Source organism: Maritimimonas rapanae (assembly GCF_057837205.1).
In genome coordinates this window covers 1,025,966-1,044,917 of record NZ_JBYQFI010000001.1, presented here as the reverse complement: position 1 = coordinate 1,044,917, position 18,952 = coordinate 1,025,966, and the positions used below count along the sequence as shown (strand labels likewise).

The following is an 18,952-nucleotide window of genomic DNA, read 5'->3' as shown; positions in this document are numbered from 1 at the left end:
TTGTTCGGTAATTATGAGCGCAGTAAAACAAGTAGAAAATAGTAAGAATCAAGAGATTGTAAAAAATGTTTTTACTAAATTCTTAGAAAATAACGGGCATAGAAAAACTCCTGAACGTTATGCTATTCTTCAAGAAATTTATGATCATAATGATCATTTCGATATAGAGTCTTTATATATCTATATGAAGAATAAAAACTATCGTGTAAGTCGTGCTACGCTTTATAATACCATAGAATTATTATTAGAATGTGGTTTGGTAAGACGCCATCAATTTGGGCAAAATCAATCACATTACGAAAAATCATACTTCGATAAACAACACGATCATTTAATTATAGAGGATACAGGTGAGGTTATAGAATTTTGTGATCCAAGAATTCAAATCATTAAAAAAACCATAGAAGAAGTTTTCGATGTGAAGATCGAAAAACATTCACTTTATTTCTATGGCTCAAGAAACCAAAAAAAATAATCAAATTACATGGCTGTAGATTTACTATTAGGACTACAATGGGGTGATGAAGGGAAAGGTAAAATTGTAGATGTTCTAACTAAAGACTATGATATTATTGCGCGTTTTCAAGGTGGGCCAAACGCAGGTCATACTTTAATTTTTGATGGTAACAAACATGTATTACATACAATCCCTTCAGGAATTTTCCATGAAAATGCTATGAACCTTGTTGGGAATGGAGTTGTAATAGATCCTGTTATCTTTAAGAAAGAATTAGATAATCTATCAGTTCATAATATTGATTACAGATCTAAATTGTTAATCTCTAGAAAGGCACATTTAATTTTACCTACACACCGATTATTAGATGCTGCTTCAGAAACATCGAAAGGAAAAGCTAAAATAGGCTCTACGTTGAAAGGAATTGGCCCAACATATATGGATAAAACCGGACGAAATGGGATGCGTGTTGGCGATTTAGAACTTGACAATTGGAAAGAAAAATACAAAGCCTTAACTGCTAAACATATCAAAATGCTTGATTTTTTTGAAGTTGACATTCAATATGATATTGATGAGTTAGAAAAAGAGTTTTGTAACGCCATCGATACATTGAAAGAATTAAAATTTATAGATAGCGAAGAATATTTAAGCCAGGCCATGAAAAGTGGTAAAACTATTTTAGCAGAAGGAGCTCAAGGGTCATTGCTAGATATCGATTTTGGTACATATCCATTTGTTACTTCTTCTAACACTACTGCTGCTGGTGCATGTACTGGTTTAGGGGTAGCGCCAAACAAAATTGGAGAAGTATTCGGTATTTTTAAAGCATATACAACACGTGTTGGTTCTGGTCCATTTCCTACAGAATTATTTGATAAAGATGGTGAAACTATGGGGCGTGTGGGTCATGAATTTGGAGCAACAACTGGTCGTCCGCGTAGATGTGGTTGGTTAGATCTGGTGGCATTAAAATATGCTGTGCAGGTGAATGGTGTTACACAATTAATGATGATGAAAGGTGATGTGCTTTCTGGTTTCGACACTTTAAAAGTCTGTACTTCTTACATTTATAAAGGAAAAGAAATAACCCACCTACCATATAATATTGAACCTGAGAATGTCTCAGTTAACTATATTGAGTTAAAAGGTTGGCAAGCAGATTTAACTAAAATGACTTCTGGTGGCGAATTACCACCAAACTTAAATGCTTATATAGATTTTATTGAAAAGGAACTAGAAGTGCCTATTAAAATTGTTTCTGTAGGGCCAGATAGGAAGCAAACTATTTTAAGATAATCATAAACAATTCTTAAAAAGTTTTAATCGGTTACAACTTGTTGCTTTTTCCTTAGTTTTGTAGCAAATTATAGTTAGCTTGAAAAAACTACTGTTTAGCATCTTTTTCTTAACCATTTCTATTGTAATTTTTGCGCAGCAAAAACGCATACATATTGTACATGCTGATAATTCTACTATAGATGAAGAGAAATATCCTGGTGCTACTATTTTATTAGGTAATGTCTACGTAGAACACGAAGGTATTTCACTTCGTAGTAAAAAAGCTATTCACTATAGAAAGAATAATGTTTTAGAAGCTTTTGGTGATGTAGTATTAAATCAAGGTGATACTATAACTCAAACGAGTCGATATGTACAATACAACGGTAATACCAAAAGAGCACTGTCTTGGGGTAATGTGGTGTTAAAAGATCCGTTGATGACCTTAACTACAGATACGTTACGCTTTGACAGGTTAAAACAATTATTGTATTACAGAAGTGGAGCAAAAATTAGAGATACAGCTAATGTTTTAGAAAGTAGAACCGGTAATTATTATTTGCAAAGTTCAAAATTTCAAGCACAATCAGATGTTGTGTTGACGAACCCTGATTATGTGTTAGAATCTAATCATTTAGAATACTTTACCAGTAATGGCAAAACCTATTTATTTGGACCATCAACTATTACTGGTGAAGAAAATTTTATATACACCGAAAATGGATTTTATGATACTAAAGAAAATATTTCTCACTTCACCAAGAATTCTCGAATAGTACATCAAAATCGTGAGATAACTGCTGATAGCTTATATTATGACAGAAATAAAGGCTACGCTTCTGCTACTAAGAACATACAACTAAAAGATACTGTCAATAATTCCATTATTAGAGGAGGTTATGCTGAGTTTTTTCAGCAATTAGATTCTGCTTATGTAGTGGATCGAGCTGTTGCTATTATGGAGGTTGATAAAGATTCAATGTATGTGCATGGCGACACTTTATTAGCAACTGGTAAACCAGAAAATAGGATAATTCGCGCATTTAATAGAGTAAAAATTTTTAAAAGTAACCTTAGTGGGAAGTGTGATTCGATTCATGCTAATCAATCTACTGGGCTTACAAAATTATTCAGAAAACCTGTACTGTGGTCAGAAAATAATCAAATAACGGGTGATACAATTCATCTTTTATCTAATACAAAAACCGAGCAGTTAGACAGTTTAAAAGTATTACGTAATGCTTTTATAGTTCAGAAAGATTCAGCTGGATTTAATCAGATTAGAGGTCGAAATTTATTAGGGAAATTTATTGATAATGATTTACATGATGTACATATTATTGGTAATGGCGAGATGATCTATTATGCTCGTAATGAAAGTACGAATGAACTAATCGGTATCGATAAAACCACTTGTAGTTCTATGAAATTTATTTTTAAGGATAGTCAAATTCAAGAAGCACGATTTTTAACAAAACCCGATGGCGCAACCTATCCGCCATCTCAACTTCCTAATAATGTGAGAAAATTAAAAGGCTTCGTTTGGAGAGAAAATGAACGACCGTTAACTAAAAATGCTATTTTTATTAAGGATGATACATCAACAGTTAGTCGAGAAAAATCTGATGATGAATTACCAAAAAAACTTGTAGAGAAAGTTAGCAAAATTGAAGAAAATTAAAGTTAATGAAGACTGATTTCTTTAAATATCAAGCACAAACTTCAGAACATCCTTTAGCTCTAGAAATTTCCCATGCCAATGGTTCTTACATATATGATACTGACGGAAATGAATATTTAGATTTTATTGCAGGTATTTCTGCTAATAGTTTAGGTCATAATCCTCTAAGTATTAAAAAAGCGATCACAGATCAGTTAGATAAGTACACACATGTAATGGTGTATGGTGAATTTATACAGCAACCACAAGTTGAATTATGTAAGACTTTAGTTAATACTTTACCGAGTAATTTAGATAGTGTGTACCTCACCAATTCTGGTACAGAAGCTACCGAAGGTGCTATAAAATTAGCAAAACGATTTACGGGTAGATATGAGATCATTGCTGCTAAAAATTCTTATCACGGTAATACGCAAGGCGCCATGAGTGTTTGTGGAGCCGAAGAACAAAACAGCGCTTATAGACCTTTAATTCCTGGTACTAAGTTTATTGAATTTAATAATGAGGCTGAATTAGAAAAAATCACAAATAATACGGCTGCAGTAATTTTAGAAACTATACAAGGTGGTGCAGGATTTATAGAACCAAATAATAATTATTTAAGAAAAGTTAAACAACGATGTGAAGAAGTTGGTGCTTTATTGATTTTAGATGAAATTCAAACTGGTATTGGAAGAACAGGCAAATTTTGGGGCTTTGAGAATTACAATACAATACCAGATATTATTATTACTGGTAAAGGTCTAGGTGGTGGCATGCCTCTAGGTGCTTTTATAGCTAATACACAAATGATGCAAACACTAAGTCATCATCCTAAATTAGGCCATATAACCACATTTGGAGGGCATCCAGTAATAGCTGCTGCTGCATTAGCAACAATACAAGAAATTAATGCTTCTAATCTAATAGATCAAACTTTAGATAAAGAAAAGCTCTTTAGAGACTTGTTACAACATGAAGCTATTTTAGAAATTCGAGGTAGAAGGTTAATGTTAGCTCTAATGGTCGAATCTTCTGAATTAGCTTCAAAAATAATTTTAAAATGCTTAGAAAAAGGATTGCTTTTATTCTGGCTACTTTTCGAAGATAAAGCTGTTAGAATTACGCCTCCACTTACTATTTCAAAAAAAGAAATTGAAAAGGGATGTTCCATAATTATTAACATATTGGATCAAATTGTTAAAGAATCTTAACAATAGTTAATCTTAGTTAATTAGTATTAAAGTAAAGTTAAATAGGTGATTTTAGAGTAACACTTCTTACTTTCTTATAGTCTTATCTATAAATGTTTAATTTTAAATAATCCATCATGAAAAGACTTAAATTAATTACTGCAACCGCTCTGCTAATGTTATTTTCTATCTCATTTGCTTCTGCCACTGATGACACTAAAGTAAATAGAGAATTACGTACTCAAATTGTATCATTTTTAGGAGATACAACTGATAAAATATCAGACAAAACCATTAAGGCAGAAATTTCCTTCACTTTAAATAGTAATAGTGAAATAGTAATTCTATCAGTAAAATCTAATAATTCTAAGCTAGAAAGTTTAGTTAAAAGTAGATTGAATTACAAAAAAGTTTATGTAAAAGCTTTAAACGAAGGTAAAGTATATAGAATGCCCTTAAAAATTATAAATGAATACATATGAATAAAATTTTAGCTTAGAAGTCCACTAGTTTCTTAACGCTAGTGGGTTTTCTATTCCGCAATCAAGCCATCTAAAGTTTCTCTCACCCTACCTGTATTCCAATCTGCTGGACCATATTCTTCTATCGAAACTTTTCCGTTTTTATCTAAAATAAAAGTAGCTGGTAAACTTCTAGTATCAATTTGACTTGGAAGTTTAGATTGTAAATTATACGTAGGTAGATTGAAATTATTAGAAGTATAATATTTTTCTACTTGCCTTTTATTATCAGTAGTTAAAAAAACAAAAGCAACTTTGTCTTTATAGTCTTTGTATAGCTTATCTAACGATGGCATTTCTGCTCTACAAGGTGGACACCAAGTAGCCCAATGATTGATAAAAACAACTTTTCCTTTTAACTCATCGAGATTAATACTAGTAGCATTATGAACTCCACTTAAAGTAACATTGTAAAAGTCAAGTGTTTTTCTATTATTAGAGTCAGTAACTTCTGGTGAAGATATTATACTTTTTAAATAAGTCAATCCTTGAGTTAATTTTGCACGGGTACCTAGACTGTAAGGCGTAAAAAGAAAAAATAGAAATGCAAAAAATAACACATTCCATAGTAAAGTTCTTCTCTTTTTATCCATAATCTTTAATGTTTATCTTTTAGTGTGATTTAATAAAAACCCTTACAAATCTAATACAAAAAATGTGATACCAAATTGGTATCACATTTTCAAATTATTACAAAACAAAACCTATCTGGAAACACTTCCTGTTGGAAATGAGCCGTTACTAAAACTCAAATCGTAAGTTGTTGGAGCTGTTTCGTTACCTGCAGTTCCTGATAATGGTTTTAGTAAAAATGGTGCTGGTGAATTATCTGGCGATGGCTCAATAGAAATTACCACAGTTCTACCTCTAATATCTAAAGGAAATGTAAACCCTGTTGGAGCATTATTAAAGAAATCTTCGCCAGGAATTGGTGGGCCAGCATTCTCGGTACCATTAAATGAATTTGGATCGCCTGCGTTATCATCAGCAGTATCAAAAGCTGTAAATGTACCCGTAGATAAAGGACCTACTCCGTCTACAACTACCCATCCTTCATATTTCCAACCAGCCTCTAAAGTAGGTAAGTTCAAAGATGGTGTTGGTGGTGCTCCCGGTATTCCGAACCAAATACCGCTTTCATCATTACCATTATTTCCAGTACCTGCAGCTTCATCAGTAGGAGCTCTTAAAAAGAATTGACCAGATGCAGTAATTGAATTAAAATCTGTAACAGTACCAATTGATATATTGGCTGTAGTACCACTAAAATCACCAACAAGTAATTTCGTATCAGCTGGCGTAGCAGCAGCAGTACCCGTTTCTCCTGCTGGTTCAATAGTTAATACAAATCTGGTAGCAGCAGCTAATTGAGTTGCATCAACAGAAAATGTTTGTCCAGTGGCAGTACTAGTAAATGTTCCTGTACTAACCGGAGCTCCATTTACAATAATCCAACCTTCATACACAAAATTTGCTCCTAAATCTTCTAATCCGTTAATGTTTAACGTAAGATTTGCATTTATTGGTCCGCCATCATCATCAGATGAGCATGAACTAATAACTAAACTGATAGCTATAAATGCTATCGCGAAAACCCTTTTTAACATATTTATCAATTTTAATATTAATTATATTCAAATTTAAACTGATAAAGAATAATAAAATGTTAGGTAGCTTACATTAAGCCACTTTTTTTAAAATTCTTATTTCTTTTCTACTAAAGTTAATGATTCTTTCTTCTTTTAATTCATTTAAAAGAATATTCAGGGTGGGTCTAGATGTACCAATAAGCGAAGCTATATCTTTTTGAGTATAAGGATGACAAATAACTTTATCGCCTGTCTTATCACAATCATATCCATAATCTTCGAACATTTCATTCAAAAATTCTAATAATCGTGTTTTGGTATCTTTAAAAAGTAGTAACTCTAATCTGCGTTCTAATCTTTTAATACGTAAGCCAATAAACTTGTATATTTTAAAACTAACTGAAACATTATCTCTCATTAGATTATACATAGTATCTCTACTTACAGGGCAAATTGAAGTACTATTGTCTATAGATTGTGCAAACTCATTTCGCTTATCTATACCTAAAATTGCTTTTTCACCAAAAATTTCTCCTCTAGATAAAATGGCTTTGATCACTTCTTCGCCATCTTCGGTATAATAACCGATTTTTACTTTTCCTTTATCTATCAGATAAATCTTATTTGCAGAATCTTCTTCAAAATAGATGTAATCACTTTTTTTATAGATGCTTAGATCGTGCGTTTTTTTATAAGCTGGATACTTATGCGGACACAAAATTTTAAACAAGTTAACATCTTCAAAATACCAGAAATTATTCATCTTTGATATTGGTTTTGACTAATGGTCGAAAAGCAGGTGAAATTCTTACAAAAAAAGTAGACCATAAGCCGGATTCTGTAACCGTAAAACGGATTCTTATCATTTATCTGCGTTATAACATTGCTGCATAACTTTAGCTGCTTACCCCTTGAAATCGAACGAGTAGTTCTCAAACTTCAATATACGTAGCATTGCACCTCATAGAGTTTACCTGATTTCACTACAGCCGAACTGTACTTGCTTTCTGTTGCACTAGTCCTCAACTTACGCTGGACGGATGTTATCCGCTATGATACTCTATGGTGTCCGGACTTTCCTCTCAATAAATATTAAGCGATAAGATGGTCTACTTAATTGCAAAAATACGTTTAAATATGATGAAAAAAAATCCCGCTCTCTAAATAGGGAGCGGGAAAATTGCTATGAAAAAGAAATATTACTGTACTATTAAACCAGTAATACAAAATCATAACGATTTACGACTACTGATATTGTATAAAAATGTAAAATATTTTTATATTTTTTTAAACTTATTTTTTGGTGACCAAAAGGTATAAAAAAACCCACTCTAATAGAGTGGGAAAATTGCTATGAAAAAGAAAAAGTTGTTGAGCTTTACGCTCAACCCGACAAATATATAAAAATTCATTTAATAAAAACAAAATTTTATTATAAATGTCGTTTTCTAATATAAATTTTAACTTTTGATTAAGAGAACATATCTTTTACTTTCTCGAAAAATGACTTATCACCAGTTGAAGGTTCTGGCCTAAAATTTTCGTCATCTTTCATATTTTCAAAGAACTGTCTTTGCTCTTTTGTAAGCTCTTTTGGTGTCCATACATTTACATGAACTAATAAATCACCTTTACCATATCCATCTAAACTAGGTAATCCTTTTCCGCGTAAGCGTAATATTTTACCAGATTGTACACCGTTATCAATTTTAACTCGAACTTTTCCTGTTAAAGTATCTATCTCTTTAGAACCACCTAAAACAGCTTCAGAAAAACTAACATACATATCGTAATGTAAATTACTTCCTTCACGTTTTAAATGTGGGTGATCTTCTTCTTGAATTACAACCAATAGATCTCCAGCAATACCGTTACCAGGTGCATCGTTACCCTTACCGGAAACTTTTAATTGTACACCATCAGTAACACCTGGTGGAATCTTTATAGAAACATTTTCTTCTTTAACTACTAACCCGTGAGCGTCTGCACCAGCTGGTCTATTATTTAAAGATTGTCCTGCACCTTGACAAGTTGGGCAAGTACTTGCAGTTTGCATTCTACCTAAAATTGTATTAGTAACTTGCATTACCTGACCTTGACCATTACAAGTCGAACAAGTCTTATATGATACTCCTACTGCTTGAACTTTTCTTTTTACTTTTACTTTCTTCTCTACACCATTTAAGATCTCTTTTAAAGAAAGTTTTACACGGATTCTAAGATTACTTCCTTTAACTCGACCACGACTAGCGCCTCCACCGAAACCTCCACCAAATGCACCGCCAAATGCACCGCCAAAAATATCACCAAATTGACTGAATATATCTTCCATATTCATGCCGCCACCGCCAAATCCACCAGCGCCACCTTCGAAGGCTGCATGACCAAATTGATCGTAACGTGCTTTTTTATCAGAATTACTCAATACTTCATAAGCCTCAGCTGCTTGCTTAAACTTTTCTTCGGCATTCTTATCATCAGGATTTTTATCAGGATGGTATTTGATTGCCATCTTACGATATGCTTTCTTAATTTCTGCAGCAGATGCATTTTTGCTTACACCTAGTATTTCGTAAAAATCTTGCTTTGCCATTCCTATACTTATTGTCCTATTACTACTTTAGGAAAACGAATTATTTTCTCGCCTAATTTATATCCTTGCTCAACTGTATCTATAACTTTACCTTTTAATTTTTTAGAAGGTGCAGGTATCTGAGTGATAGCTTCATGAATTTCAGCATCGAAAGTATCGCCTTTTTTAACTTTTATTTTTGATAGCCCTTTTTGCTCTAAAGTGCTTACCAATTTTTGATAAATTAATAGTACTCCTTTTCTTAATTCTTCTGCTTCTTTATCTTCTTCTATATGTGTCAAAGCGCGTTCAAAATCATCTAAAACTGGCAATATAGCTGTCATTACGTCTTGACCTGCAGTTTTAAATAACTCTATTCGTTCTTTGCTTGTACGTTTTTTATAGTTTTCAAATTCAGCAAATAGTCGTAAGTACTTATCTTTTTCCTGCTCAAGTAATTCTTCTGAAGTAGGTTCTTTTTTAGCTTCAACTGCTTCTTCTTGTTCTTTAGCTTGAGTTTCTTCAACTACTTGTTCTTCCTCTTTAATGTTTTCTTTTTTACTCATGATTTTCAGTCGATTATTTTAATCTTAAAATAAGGTGCAAAAGTACTGCCAATATAGATATTGTGCCAAATTGACATTATAACAATTAATAATAAATTTCTGGTAAATTAATTTACTCTGGTAATTTTAGCGCCAATAGCACGTAAACGCTCATCGATGTCTTCGTAACCTCTGTCGATCTGATTAATATTATGTATTGTAGAAGTTCCTTTGGCTGATAGAGCCGCAATTAATAATGAAATACCTGCTCTAATATCTGGCGAGGTCATCGTAGTTGCTTTTAGATCTGATTTAAAATCGTGTCCGATTACTGTAGCTCTATGAGGATCACATAAAATGATTTTCGCACCCATATCTATAAGTTTATCGACAAAAAATAAACGGCTTTCAAACATCTTTTGATGAATTAGCACACTACCTCTAGCTTGTGTCGCAACTACCAAAACTATACTTAATAAGTCTGGTGTAAATCCTGGCCAAGGTGCATCAGCAATAGTAAGGATAGAGCCATCTATATAACTTTGAATTTCGTAACCTTTTTTATGTTCGGGTACATAAATATCATCACCTTTACGCTCTAATGTAATGCCTAACTTTCTAAAAACATCTGGTATTTGTCCTAGATCATCCCAACTAACATTTTTTATAGTTAATTCACTTTTAGTCATAGCTGCTAAACCAATCCAACTACCAATCTCGATCATATCTGGTAACATTCTGTGGTCGGTACCACCTAAAGAATCAACACCTTCAATTTCTAGCATATTAGAACCAACTCCAGAGATCTTAGCTCCCATTCTATTTAGCATTTTGCATAATTGCTGTAAATAGGGCTCACAGGCTGCATTATAAATAGTTGTTTTACCTTCAGCAAGCACAGCAGCCATTACAATATTGGCAGTACCAGTTACAGAAGCCTCATCTAACAACATATAGTTGCCTTTAAGCTTCTTTGCTTCTACTCCGTAAAAATAATCTTCTTTGTTATAGCGGAATTTTGCGCCAAGATTTATAAAACCTTCAAAATGAGTATCTAAGCGACGGCGACCGATTTTATCGCCGCCAGGCTTTGGAATGTATCCTTTGCCAAAACGACCTAACAGCGGGCCAACTATCATAATCGAACCACGTAAGCCTTTACCTTCTTCTTTAAAATCTTGAGATTCTAAATACTTAAGATTTACATCATCGGCTTTAAATGTATAAGAACCTTTACCATTCTTTTGGATTTTTACACCCAAATTACTCAATAGTTTTATGAGTTTATTTACATCTACAATATCTGGTATGTTATCAATATGTACTTCTTCTGGAGTTAGTAGAACAGCACAAAGAATTTGTAATGCTTCATTCTTTGCCCCTTGAGGTGTTATTTCTCCTTTTAATTGATGGCCTCCTTCAATTTTAAATGTTCCCATAGGTTAGTTGGTAATGGTAATTTAGCGTCGCTTCCAGTTTTTATTAGACTTATGACCCTTTTGATTTTTTTGATTCTTTTTATGAGAACTTACTCTAGACTTAGTTCGCAATAAACTTTTACTTTCTGATAGTATTTCAGAATCTGAAGTTAATTGTAGTTTTCCATCAGAGAGTTCGGCTAAATGCTCAAAGATAACATTGTCTTCTACCGTATCTTTATTCCAATTCAGGTAGCACTTTTTCATATGATTGGCAATAGTAAATACCAAGGCATCCTTCATTTCGCCATCTTCCCATTGCAATGCAGTATCGATCATTATCTGAATATTATTTCCATAAAAACGATATTTAGAAGCCGATCTAGGATAATTTAGTGCATCAGGTTTGGCCGTTAATTCTTCTTTAGAAGGTTTTGGGTATGGAGAATCTGCATCTAATTTAAAATCTGACATGATAAATAACTGATCCCATAATTTATGCTTAAAATCAGGTACATCACGTAAATGTGGTTGCAAGTTTCCCATAACATCAACAATGGCATTTGCCATTTTGTTACGCTCTTCTTTATTCTCTATCTTAATACAGTGATTTACTAATTTTTGTAGGTGTCTTCCGTATTCCGGAATTATTAAATGCTCTCTCTCTGAATTGTATTCTAAATCAAACTCCATTATAAGTATTTATTATATAACGCAAATAAACAATTATTTCTATAAAACGATTGCTTTTTATGCTAAAATTTTAAGTTTTGCGAACTGCAATAATAGTTTCTTATTACCTACAGATTCGAATTTTATTTCTGCTTTTTTATTGGAGCCATTTCCTTCTAAACTCAATACTTCACCTTTACCAAATTTACCATGTTCAACAATATTACCAACTACAATATCGCTATCAAATAAGTTAGTCGTTACGGCACTTACTTTTTTTAAGTTTTTAGGTGTACTCAATACTACCCTTTTCGGGGAAGATTTCTCTTTTTTTACAGGACTGCTTTTTGTTCTTGATATCGGCTTTTTAAAACGAATTCTATCTTGAGGAACTGTACCAAAAATACCTTCATCTACAAAGCGATTGATCTGTTTAGGAAGTTTAGGTGTTAAACGCTCTAAAAACTTATCATCTATTTCTTCTAAAAAACGACTAGGTTCACAGTCTATTAATTTACCCCAACGATACCGTGAATGTGCATAACTTAAATATGCTTGTTTTTCGGCACGTGTTAATGCAACATAAAACAAACGACGTTCTTCTTCTAGCTCACTACGTGTATTCATACTCATAGCAGAAGGGAATAAATTTTCTTCTAAGCCAACAATATATACATATTGGAATTCTAGTCCTTTTGCTAAGTGAATCGTCATTAACGAAACCACATCTTGGTTATGTTTTTTGTCGTTATCAAAATCGGTAGCTAAAGCAACATCTTCTAGAAAAAAAGCTAAAGAGGCATCTTCTTCCTTTTCTTTTTGTTCATCTATAAAATCTTTAATACCATTCAGTAATTCTTGAACATTCTCTATTCTACTTACAGACTCAGGTGTTGCCTCTTTTTCAATATCTTTAACAATCTGCGTTTTCTTGATTACATGATCTGTAACCTCAAAAGCATTTTTCGATTGTGCTTCAATTTGAAAGCTTTTAATCATTGTTATAAAATCGCTCAATTTTGCTTTTGTACCAGAATTAATCTTTAAGTCTATCTTATCTAAATTCTCTAAAACTTCGAAAATTGATCTCTTATAGTGATTAGCAGCTACAATTAATTTATCAACGGTGGTTTGTCCGATTCCGCGAACGGGGTAATTAATTACACGCTTTAATGCTTCTTCATCGTTAGGGTTTACCAATAACCGTAAATACGATAATACATCTTTTATCTCTTTACGCTGATAGAAAGATAAACCTCCATAAATTCTATAAGCTATATCCTTTTTACGCAGCGCATCTTCAATAGCTCTTGATTGTGCATTAGTACGGTATAATACAGCGAAATTGTTGTTTTTTAATTGGTTATTGATCTTATTATCAAAAATAGAGTCTGCTACAAATCGACCTTCTTCACCGTCAGAAAGAGTACGCATTATTTTCACCTTTTCGCCCCTATCGTTCGAAGTCCAAATCTGCTTATCTAGCTTTGTCTTATTTTTTTCGATGACACTATTAGCTGCTTCTACGATATTACTGGTAGAACGATAATTCTGTTCTAACTTAAAGATCTTAACATCGTCATAATCTTTTTGAAAGTTGAGAATGTTTTGAATATTTGCTCCTCTAAAAGCATATATACTTTGCGAGTCGTCACCAACTACACATATATTCTGAAAACGATCTGATAAAGCTCTTACAATTAAGTATTGCGAATGATTGGTGTCTTGATACTCATCTACTAAAATATATCTGAATCTATCTTGGTATTTTGCCAAAACATCTGGAAAACGGGTGAGCAATTCGTTTGTTCTTAACAAAAGATCATCAAAGTCCATTGCCCCAGCTTTAAAACAGCGCTCTACATATTGATTGTATATTTCACCAGTTTTTGGGCGACTTGCCATAACATCAGCTTCTTGTAATTCTGGTGAATTATAATAGGCTTTAACCGTAATCAAGCTATTCTTAAATTGCGAAATACGTCCTAATATTTGTTTCGGCTTGTATCTATCTTTGTCTAATTGTAATTCTTTAATAATCGAACTCAATAAGCGAACAGAGTCTTGAGTATCGTAAATAGTAAAGTTAGACGGATAGCCTAATTTTTCCGCTTCAGAGCGTAATATTCGTGCAAAAACAGAATGAAAAGTACCCATCCATAAATTCTTCGCTTCACTTTCACCAACAATCTTACCAATACGATTCTTCATTTCGCGAGCTGCCTTATTAGTAAAGGTCAAAGCTAAAATGCTAAATGAATCTACACCTAAACTCATTAAGTGTGCGATGCGATAGGTAAGTACGCGCGTCTTACCAGAACCCGCACCGGCAATAATGATCATGGGTCCTTCTTTATGTAATACGGCTTGTTTTTGGGCTTCGTTTAAATTCTCGAGGTAATCTGTCACGCAAACATTTTTATCGTTTCAAAAGTACAATTGTAAATAGTGTCTTACAATAAAAGTTATCGACAAAATATAAAAATTATTAAGGTAAAAATCTATTTATTATATCAATAAATATCTATCTATAAAAACTAAGTTTCATTTAGTTTCGTTAAATTTGGTTCAACTAATATTTAAACTTTAAATGGATACAGAAAATTTTGTTCAATTAATTGCCTATACCCTACCTGCTGTGGTAACTGGTGCTGTGGCATTGTACTTTTTTAAACTTCATATAAACAACGAAAAAAATGCTAGAATTTATCAATTACGTAAAGAAAAACAAAGTGTAGCACTGCCTACACGTTTACAAGCTTATGAGCGAATGACCTTATTTTTAGAGCGCATTACGCCCAATAGTTTAGCCGCTAGAATAAGCCCAACTGTTAGTGATAAACCTGCATATTTTAAAAAATTATTGACCTCAGTAGAAAAAGAATATGAACACAATTTAGCTCAACAAGTTTATTTAACTAGTGAGTGTTGGAATGTAATTACTACTGCAAAAAATAACACCTTAAATTTTATAAGAACCATTTTGCTAGATGGCGAGGTAAAAGATGCCAAAGCTATGCAAACAACTATTATACAGCGTACAGGTGAAAATGATCTACCACCTACTAGAAAAGCTTTAGACTTCGTAAAAGACGAAGTAAAAACAATATTTTAAACTATGATTATGAAAACTAAACTCCCCTTCTTATTAGCATTATTTATAACAACATTGTGCTTAGCGCAAAGACCTGACCCAGATATTATAAAATCTAATGAAGGTGATATTACCATTCAACCCATTTTACACGGAACTTTAGTGTTACAATGGGACGGAAAGACGATTTATGTAGACCCATATGGAGGAGCTGAACGTTTTAAAGGTTTAGATAAACCAGATATTATATTAATTACAGATATACATGGCGATCATACCAATCTAGAAACCCTAAAAGAGCTCGATACTAAGAATGCAAAATTTATTGTACCACAGGCGGTAGCCAATATGCTGAAAAAAAATTATGAAAAACAAATAGCTGTTGTTAAAAATGGTGGTATACATGTAGAGGGTAATATTTTTATAAATGCTTTGCCCATGTATAATTTACCTGAAGATAGAACTTCACGTCATCCTAGAGGGCGTGGTAATGGCTATTTTATAAACCTTGGAGGAAAAGGCATTTATATTTCTGGTGATACAGAAGATATTAAAGAAATGCGAGATCAGCGTGGTATAGATATAGCTTTTGTTTGTATGAATCTACCATACACTATGGATATTAACCAAGCAGCCGATGCAGTATTAGACTTTAAGCCAAAAATAGTGTATCCGTACCATTACAGGGGTAAACCAGAGGTGAGTGATACTAAAGCATTTAAGGCTTTAGTAAATGCAAAAAATAAGGATATAGAAGTACGTTTGCGAGATTGGTATATGAAATAAACAATCTTAGCTAAAGATATAATAGATATATGCGTAATACGCATATACATACGTTGGCAACCATTAAAAACAGGAAATATGGACTTTAACGAATTTAATCATCTATCACATATTGTTATTGGTACAATTGCCTTTATAGGTGGAATCGTAGCTTTAAGCACAAAAAAAGGTTCCAGAATTCATAAAACTGGAGGAAAAGTATTTGTCTTGGGAATGTTTTATTCAGTAATTTCTACCGTTGTATTTATGACCGAAGAATTTCTTCCTTTAGCCGTATTAATGAGTGTTGCAACAGTTTATCTCTTAATTAGCTCCATTTCAGCCCTTCGATATAAAAACAAATATAGCAAGATCGTAGATGCAATATTAGTTATTTTCCCCGTTCTACTATTTATATTCACATCTATACAATTCGTTAGGATTTTACCAGAAATATCTTTGGGAACTTTTGCCAGACTATTGTTTTCATTGACTTTTGCAATTGTTCTTTTAAGAGATATTAAGCTAATAAAAAATCGCCCCAACGAACATATGTACTTTCTTAAAAGGCATTCCTTTCGGATGATTTTGGCTTTTGGCTTCGCAGTTATGGCCGTATTGAGAATTGGAGTGAAAATTGAATTTCTAGGACTGGCCTTTACAACTTTTACACCTTTATTACTGGCATTATTGGCGGCATTTTATGCGGAACGGAATATTTCTAAATTTCTTCCGAACAAAAAATAAAACGTTTGCCAACAACGGCTATAATTCATTGCGGCGGAATTTCCTAAACGGAAATTCTTATCTTGCAATGATGGCTTGGTATTCTTGGAATGTCCTAACGGACAATTCCGCAACGAAGCCATAGCCCAACCGTTGTAACTAATTTAAAATATGAAAAAGATAATTCTACTAGTCGTATTAGTAACCTCGCCTTTATTTTCACAGAACAAGAAACTTATTGAAGAAACTTTTACAAATCAATCAGTAAGTAAATTTGATGACATAGCTGTTGGTAAGAGTTACAAAGGAGGCGAAACAGTCACAATCAAAACAACTTTCAAAACTGATTCAATTGGAAATATTATAGACATCGGAGTCAATAAAAAAGCCAAAATTTTTGAGCCTGCAATTGTTTCAATAATTAACGAAATTCCGAGATTAAATCCAGAGGAATATTTAGACAAGGGAAAAGAAATGAAATATGGGGTAAAACTAACTTTCAAGCTTTCAAAAGAAAATGAAATAAAGAAGAGAATAAAGAAGAGTAAAACGGAAATTGTAAAATATAAATACTTATATATAAAGGAATATTTCCCTGTTAAATGGATTGAAATTAAAGATGTTGACCCCGAAAACATATCTAAGAACCAAACAATCCCCATAACTAAAAACTGTATGAATATGGAAGATGGATCAGAACTTAGAAAATGTGTTGCCAGCGAAATCAATAGACACATAAGAATGAAATTCGATACTGGACTGGCATCAGAATTAGGATTGAGTTCTGGAATCCAAAGCATAATTATGAAGTTTGCAGTCTCTAAAAAGGGAAAAATTGTCAATATTGAATGTGAAGCTATTGCTGACGAATTGGTTGAAGAAGGTATTAGAGTTATAAATTTACTCCCAAGTTTTGCCAAACCAGGTACAATTGATGGAAAACCAATGGATGTTAAGTATACAATTCCGTTAAGAATCTATGTTGAATAAACTAGTTACAACAAAGTGTATAATTAATTGCTGAAATAAGAAAATTGAAAAACAGATTAGAATAAGTCTAATAAGTAATGCCTAAAGTCGAGTATAGAATATATGTCATAGAATTATCGAAACGAGTATTTACTGAAAATTCGAGGTTTCGGGCAGCAAATCCACAGTTTAATGGCGTTTTACAGTGTCTATATGTTGGAATGACGAGTAAAACTCCTAAAGAAAGGTTTCTGCAACATAAAACTGGATATAGAAATAAGAAAGGTTATAAGCTTTCTTCAAACATAGTCCAAAAGTACGGTATGTACTTAAGACCTAGTCTTTACAATCATATTAACCCATTACCGACTAGATCTGAAGCACTAAAAATGGAAGAAAGGCTTGCACTAGAATTGAGAAGACAAAGATATGCTGTATGGTTTAATTAAGTTCGTAAATTAATAAAAAAGGAAATTAATGATTAACAGATTAGAATTTTCCATTGATATTAAAGCTAAAAAACCTACCGTTTGGAAAGCACTTTGGGATGAGAATTCATATAGTGAATGGGTTAATTTTTTTATGGAAGGATCTTATGTTCTAACTGATAATTGGAAAGAAGGCAGTAAAGTACATTTTCTTGGTCCAGATAAAGGCGGTATCTACAGCATTATTGAAAAGCACATTCCAAATAAAATTATAAAGTTTAAACATATTGGAAATGTAGTAAATGGTAATGAACAGCCAATAGATGATGATGCCAAAATATGGTCTGGTGCTACAGAAGTTTATAGACTTACTGAAAGAAATGGTACAAACACACTTACCGTTGAAATAGATGTTATGGATGAGCATCTAGAGTTTATGACAAATACATTTCCAAAAGCATTAGAAAAGGTGAAGAATAATTGTAGCTAATAAAGTTCTTAGTTTCTTTATTCTTATCAATCTCGATAATCTTTGTATATTTAGTTAGCACTTATTTAGAATGAGAATCCTAATTAAAAATATTATTCAACAACTAGAAGAAATACAACAAGGTAAACCTTGGATTGGGAGTACTTTTATGAGCAAGTTGAATCAAGTAAATGAAAATGAATATTTCAAAAGACCAATTACAGGTTTACATAGTATCGCAGAAATAATCTCTCATTTAACATTGTGGAGAAAGGAAACAATTTTAAAAATTAAAACCGGCAAAGGGAGTAAAACGGATGACTGTGCTGAAAATTGGCTGACCAATGCAATTTTAGAACCAATAGGTTGGCAAAAAATAAAGTCGGAATATGATAATACTTTAACCGAATTAATCAGTTTGTTAGAGTCAAAAAATGATAAATTTCTTGATGAAGAATATTATGATACAGATTTTAAAGGAAATTATAAATACAGTTTTATAATAAACGGAATGTTACATCATGATGTGTATCATTTAGGCCAGATAGGAATTATTGTTAAATACTTAAAACTAGAATGATAGCTACAAACAA

The 18,952-nt window shown here is 32.5% G+C and carries 20 protein-coding genes and 1 other RNA gene; 12 read left to right on the top strand and 9 right to left on the bottom strand.

From position 1 onward, the window contains the following. Positions 1-13: 13 nt before the first annotated feature. The 5 genes from AC3IF2_RS05005 (at position 14) to AC3IF2_RS04985 (ending at position 5,073) form a co-directional block, all read left to right on the top strand. The gene (locus AC3IF2_RS05005) at positions 14-475 is read left to right on the top strand and encodes a Fur family transcriptional regulator (RefSeq protein ID WP_489165972.1); all 462 of its coding nucleotides are present in this window, start codon (positions 14-16) and stop codon (positions 473-475) included. A 9-nt stretch (positions 476-484) separates the two neighbouring features. Beyond that, on the top strand, positions 485-1,756 hold the full coding sequence (locus tag AC3IF2_RS05000) for an adenylosuccinate synthase (RefSeq protein WP_489165971.1): 1,272 nt from the start codon (positions 485-487) through the stop codon (positions 1,754-1,756). Between the two features lie 79 nt (positions 1,757-1,835). Beyond that, the gene (locus tag AC3IF2_RS04995) at positions 1,836-3,419 is read left to right on the top strand and encodes an OstA-like protein (RefSeq protein WP_489165970.1); all 1,584 of its coding nucleotides are present in this window, start codon (positions 1,836-1,838) and stop codon (positions 3,417-3,419) included. A 5-nt stretch (positions 3,420-3,424) separates the two neighbouring features. Then, positions 3,425-4,612, top strand: a complete 1,188-nt coding sequence (locus AC3IF2_RS04990; protein WP_489165969.1) for an aspartate aminotransferase family protein — start codon at positions 3,425-3,427, stop codon at positions 4,610-4,612. 116 nt (positions 4,613-4,728) lie between these two features. Next, the gene (locus AC3IF2_RS04985) at positions 4,729-5,073 is read left to right on the top strand and encodes a hypothetical protein (RefSeq protein ID WP_489165968.1); all 345 of its coding nucleotides are present in this window, start codon (positions 4,729-4,731) and stop codon (positions 5,071-5,073) included. 50 nt (positions 5,074-5,123) lie between these two features. On the opposite strand, the gene AC3IF2_RS04980 is transcribed toward AC3IF2_RS04985, so the two are convergent. From AC3IF2_RS04980 to AC3IF2_RS04940, 9 genes are all read right to left on the bottom strand, one after another. Then, positions 5,124-5,705, bottom strand: coding sequence for a TlpA family protein disulfide reductase (locus AC3IF2_RS04980; RefSeq protein WP_489165966.1), 582 nt, complete (start codon positions 5,703-5,705; stop codon positions 5,124-5,126). A 111-nt stretch (positions 5,706-5,816) separates the two neighbouring features. Then, positions 5,817-6,719 (bottom strand): anti-sigma factor, encoded by a 903-nt coding sequence (locus AC3IF2_RS04975; RefSeq protein WP_489165964.1) that lies wholly within the window; start codon positions 6,717-6,719, stop codon positions 5,817-5,819. Positions 6,720-6,792: 73 nt separating this feature from the next. Then, positions 6,793-7,464, bottom strand: coding sequence for a Crp/Fnr family transcriptional regulator (locus tag AC3IF2_RS04970; protein WP_489165962.1), 672 nt, complete (start codon positions 7,462-7,464; stop codon positions 6,793-6,795). A 49-nt stretch (positions 7,465-7,513) separates the two neighbouring features. Continuing rightward, positions 7,514-7,817, bottom strand: an RNA gene (gene rnpB, locus AC3IF2_RS04965) — RNase P RNA component class A. A gap of 355 nt (positions 7,818-8,172) precedes the next feature. Next, on the bottom strand, positions 8,173-9,294 hold the full coding sequence (dnaJ, locus tag AC3IF2_RS04960; RefSeq protein ID WP_489165960.1) for a molecular chaperone DnaJ: 1,122 nt from the start codon (positions 9,292-9,294) through the stop codon (positions 8,173-8,175). 8 nt (positions 9,295-9,302) lie between these two features. Continuing rightward, positions 9,303-9,839: a nucleotide exchange factor GrpE gene (locus AC3IF2_RS04955; protein WP_489165958.1), complete on the bottom strand. Its 537-nt coding sequence runs from the start codon at positions 9,837-9,839 to the stop codon at positions 9,303-9,305. Between the two features lie 107 nt (positions 9,840-9,946). Then, positions 9,947-11,257: a UDP-N-acetylglucosamine 1-carboxyvinyltransferase gene (gene murA, locus AC3IF2_RS04950; RefSeq protein WP_489165956.1), complete on the bottom strand. Its 1,311-nt coding sequence runs from the start codon at positions 11,255-11,257 to the stop codon at positions 9,947-9,949. A gap of 21 nt (positions 11,258-11,278) precedes the next feature. Continuing rightward, positions 11,279-11,929 carry a DUF4290 domain-containing protein gene (locus AC3IF2_RS04945; RefSeq protein ID WP_489165954.1) on the bottom strand — a complete coding sequence of 217 codons (651 nt, stop codon included), beginning with the start codon at positions 11,927-11,929 and terminating at the stop codon, positions 11,279-11,281. A gap of 57 nt (positions 11,930-11,986) precedes the next feature. Next, on the bottom strand, positions 11,987-14,317 hold the full coding sequence (locus AC3IF2_RS04940; RefSeq protein WP_489165952.1) for an ATP-dependent helicase: 2,331 nt from the start codon (positions 14,315-14,317) through the stop codon (positions 11,987-11,989). 181 nt (positions 14,318-14,498) lie between these two features. On the opposite strand from AC3IF2_RS04940, the gene AC3IF2_RS04935 reads away from it, so the two are divergent. From AC3IF2_RS04935 to AC3IF2_RS04905, 7 genes are all read left to right on the top strand, one after another. Then, positions 14,499-15,023: a DUF7935 family protein gene (locus tag AC3IF2_RS04935; RefSeq protein ID WP_489165950.1), complete on the top strand. Its 525-nt coding sequence runs from the start codon at positions 14,499-14,501 to the stop codon at positions 15,021-15,023. A gap of 9 nt (positions 15,024-15,032) precedes the next feature. Beyond that, positions 15,033-15,788: an MBL fold metallo-hydrolase gene (locus tag AC3IF2_RS04930; protein WP_489165948.1), complete on the top strand. Its 756-nt coding sequence runs from the start codon at positions 15,033-15,035 to the stop codon at positions 15,786-15,788. 78 nt (positions 15,789-15,866) lie between these two features. Then, on the top strand, positions 15,867-16,514 hold the full coding sequence (locus tag AC3IF2_RS04925) for a DUF2306 domain-containing protein (protein ID WP_489165946.1): 648 nt from the start codon (positions 15,867-15,869) through the stop codon (positions 16,512-16,514). Between the two features lie 150 nt (positions 16,515-16,664). Further along, positions 16,665-17,483, top strand: a complete 819-nt coding sequence (locus tag AC3IF2_RS04920) for a hypothetical protein (RefSeq protein ID WP_489165944.1) — start codon at positions 16,665-16,667, stop codon at positions 17,481-17,483. A 77-nt stretch (positions 17,484-17,560) separates the two neighbouring features. Then, positions 17,561-17,911 (top strand): ribose-5-phosphate isomerase, encoded by a 351-nt coding sequence (locus AC3IF2_RS04915; protein WP_489165942.1) that lies wholly within the window; start codon positions 17,561-17,563, stop codon positions 17,909-17,911. 28 nt (positions 17,912-17,939) lie between these two features. Beyond that, a complete protein-coding gene (locus tag AC3IF2_RS04910) occupies positions 17,940-18,380 on the top strand; it encodes a hypothetical protein (protein WP_489165940.1) in 441 nt (146 codons plus the stop codon). Between the two features lie 70 nt (positions 18,381-18,450). Beyond that, positions 18,451-18,939, top strand: coding sequence for a DinB family protein (locus AC3IF2_RS04905; protein WP_489165938.1), 489 nt, complete (start codon positions 18,451-18,453; stop codon positions 18,937-18,939). Positions 18,940-18,952 lie beyond the last annotated feature (13 nt).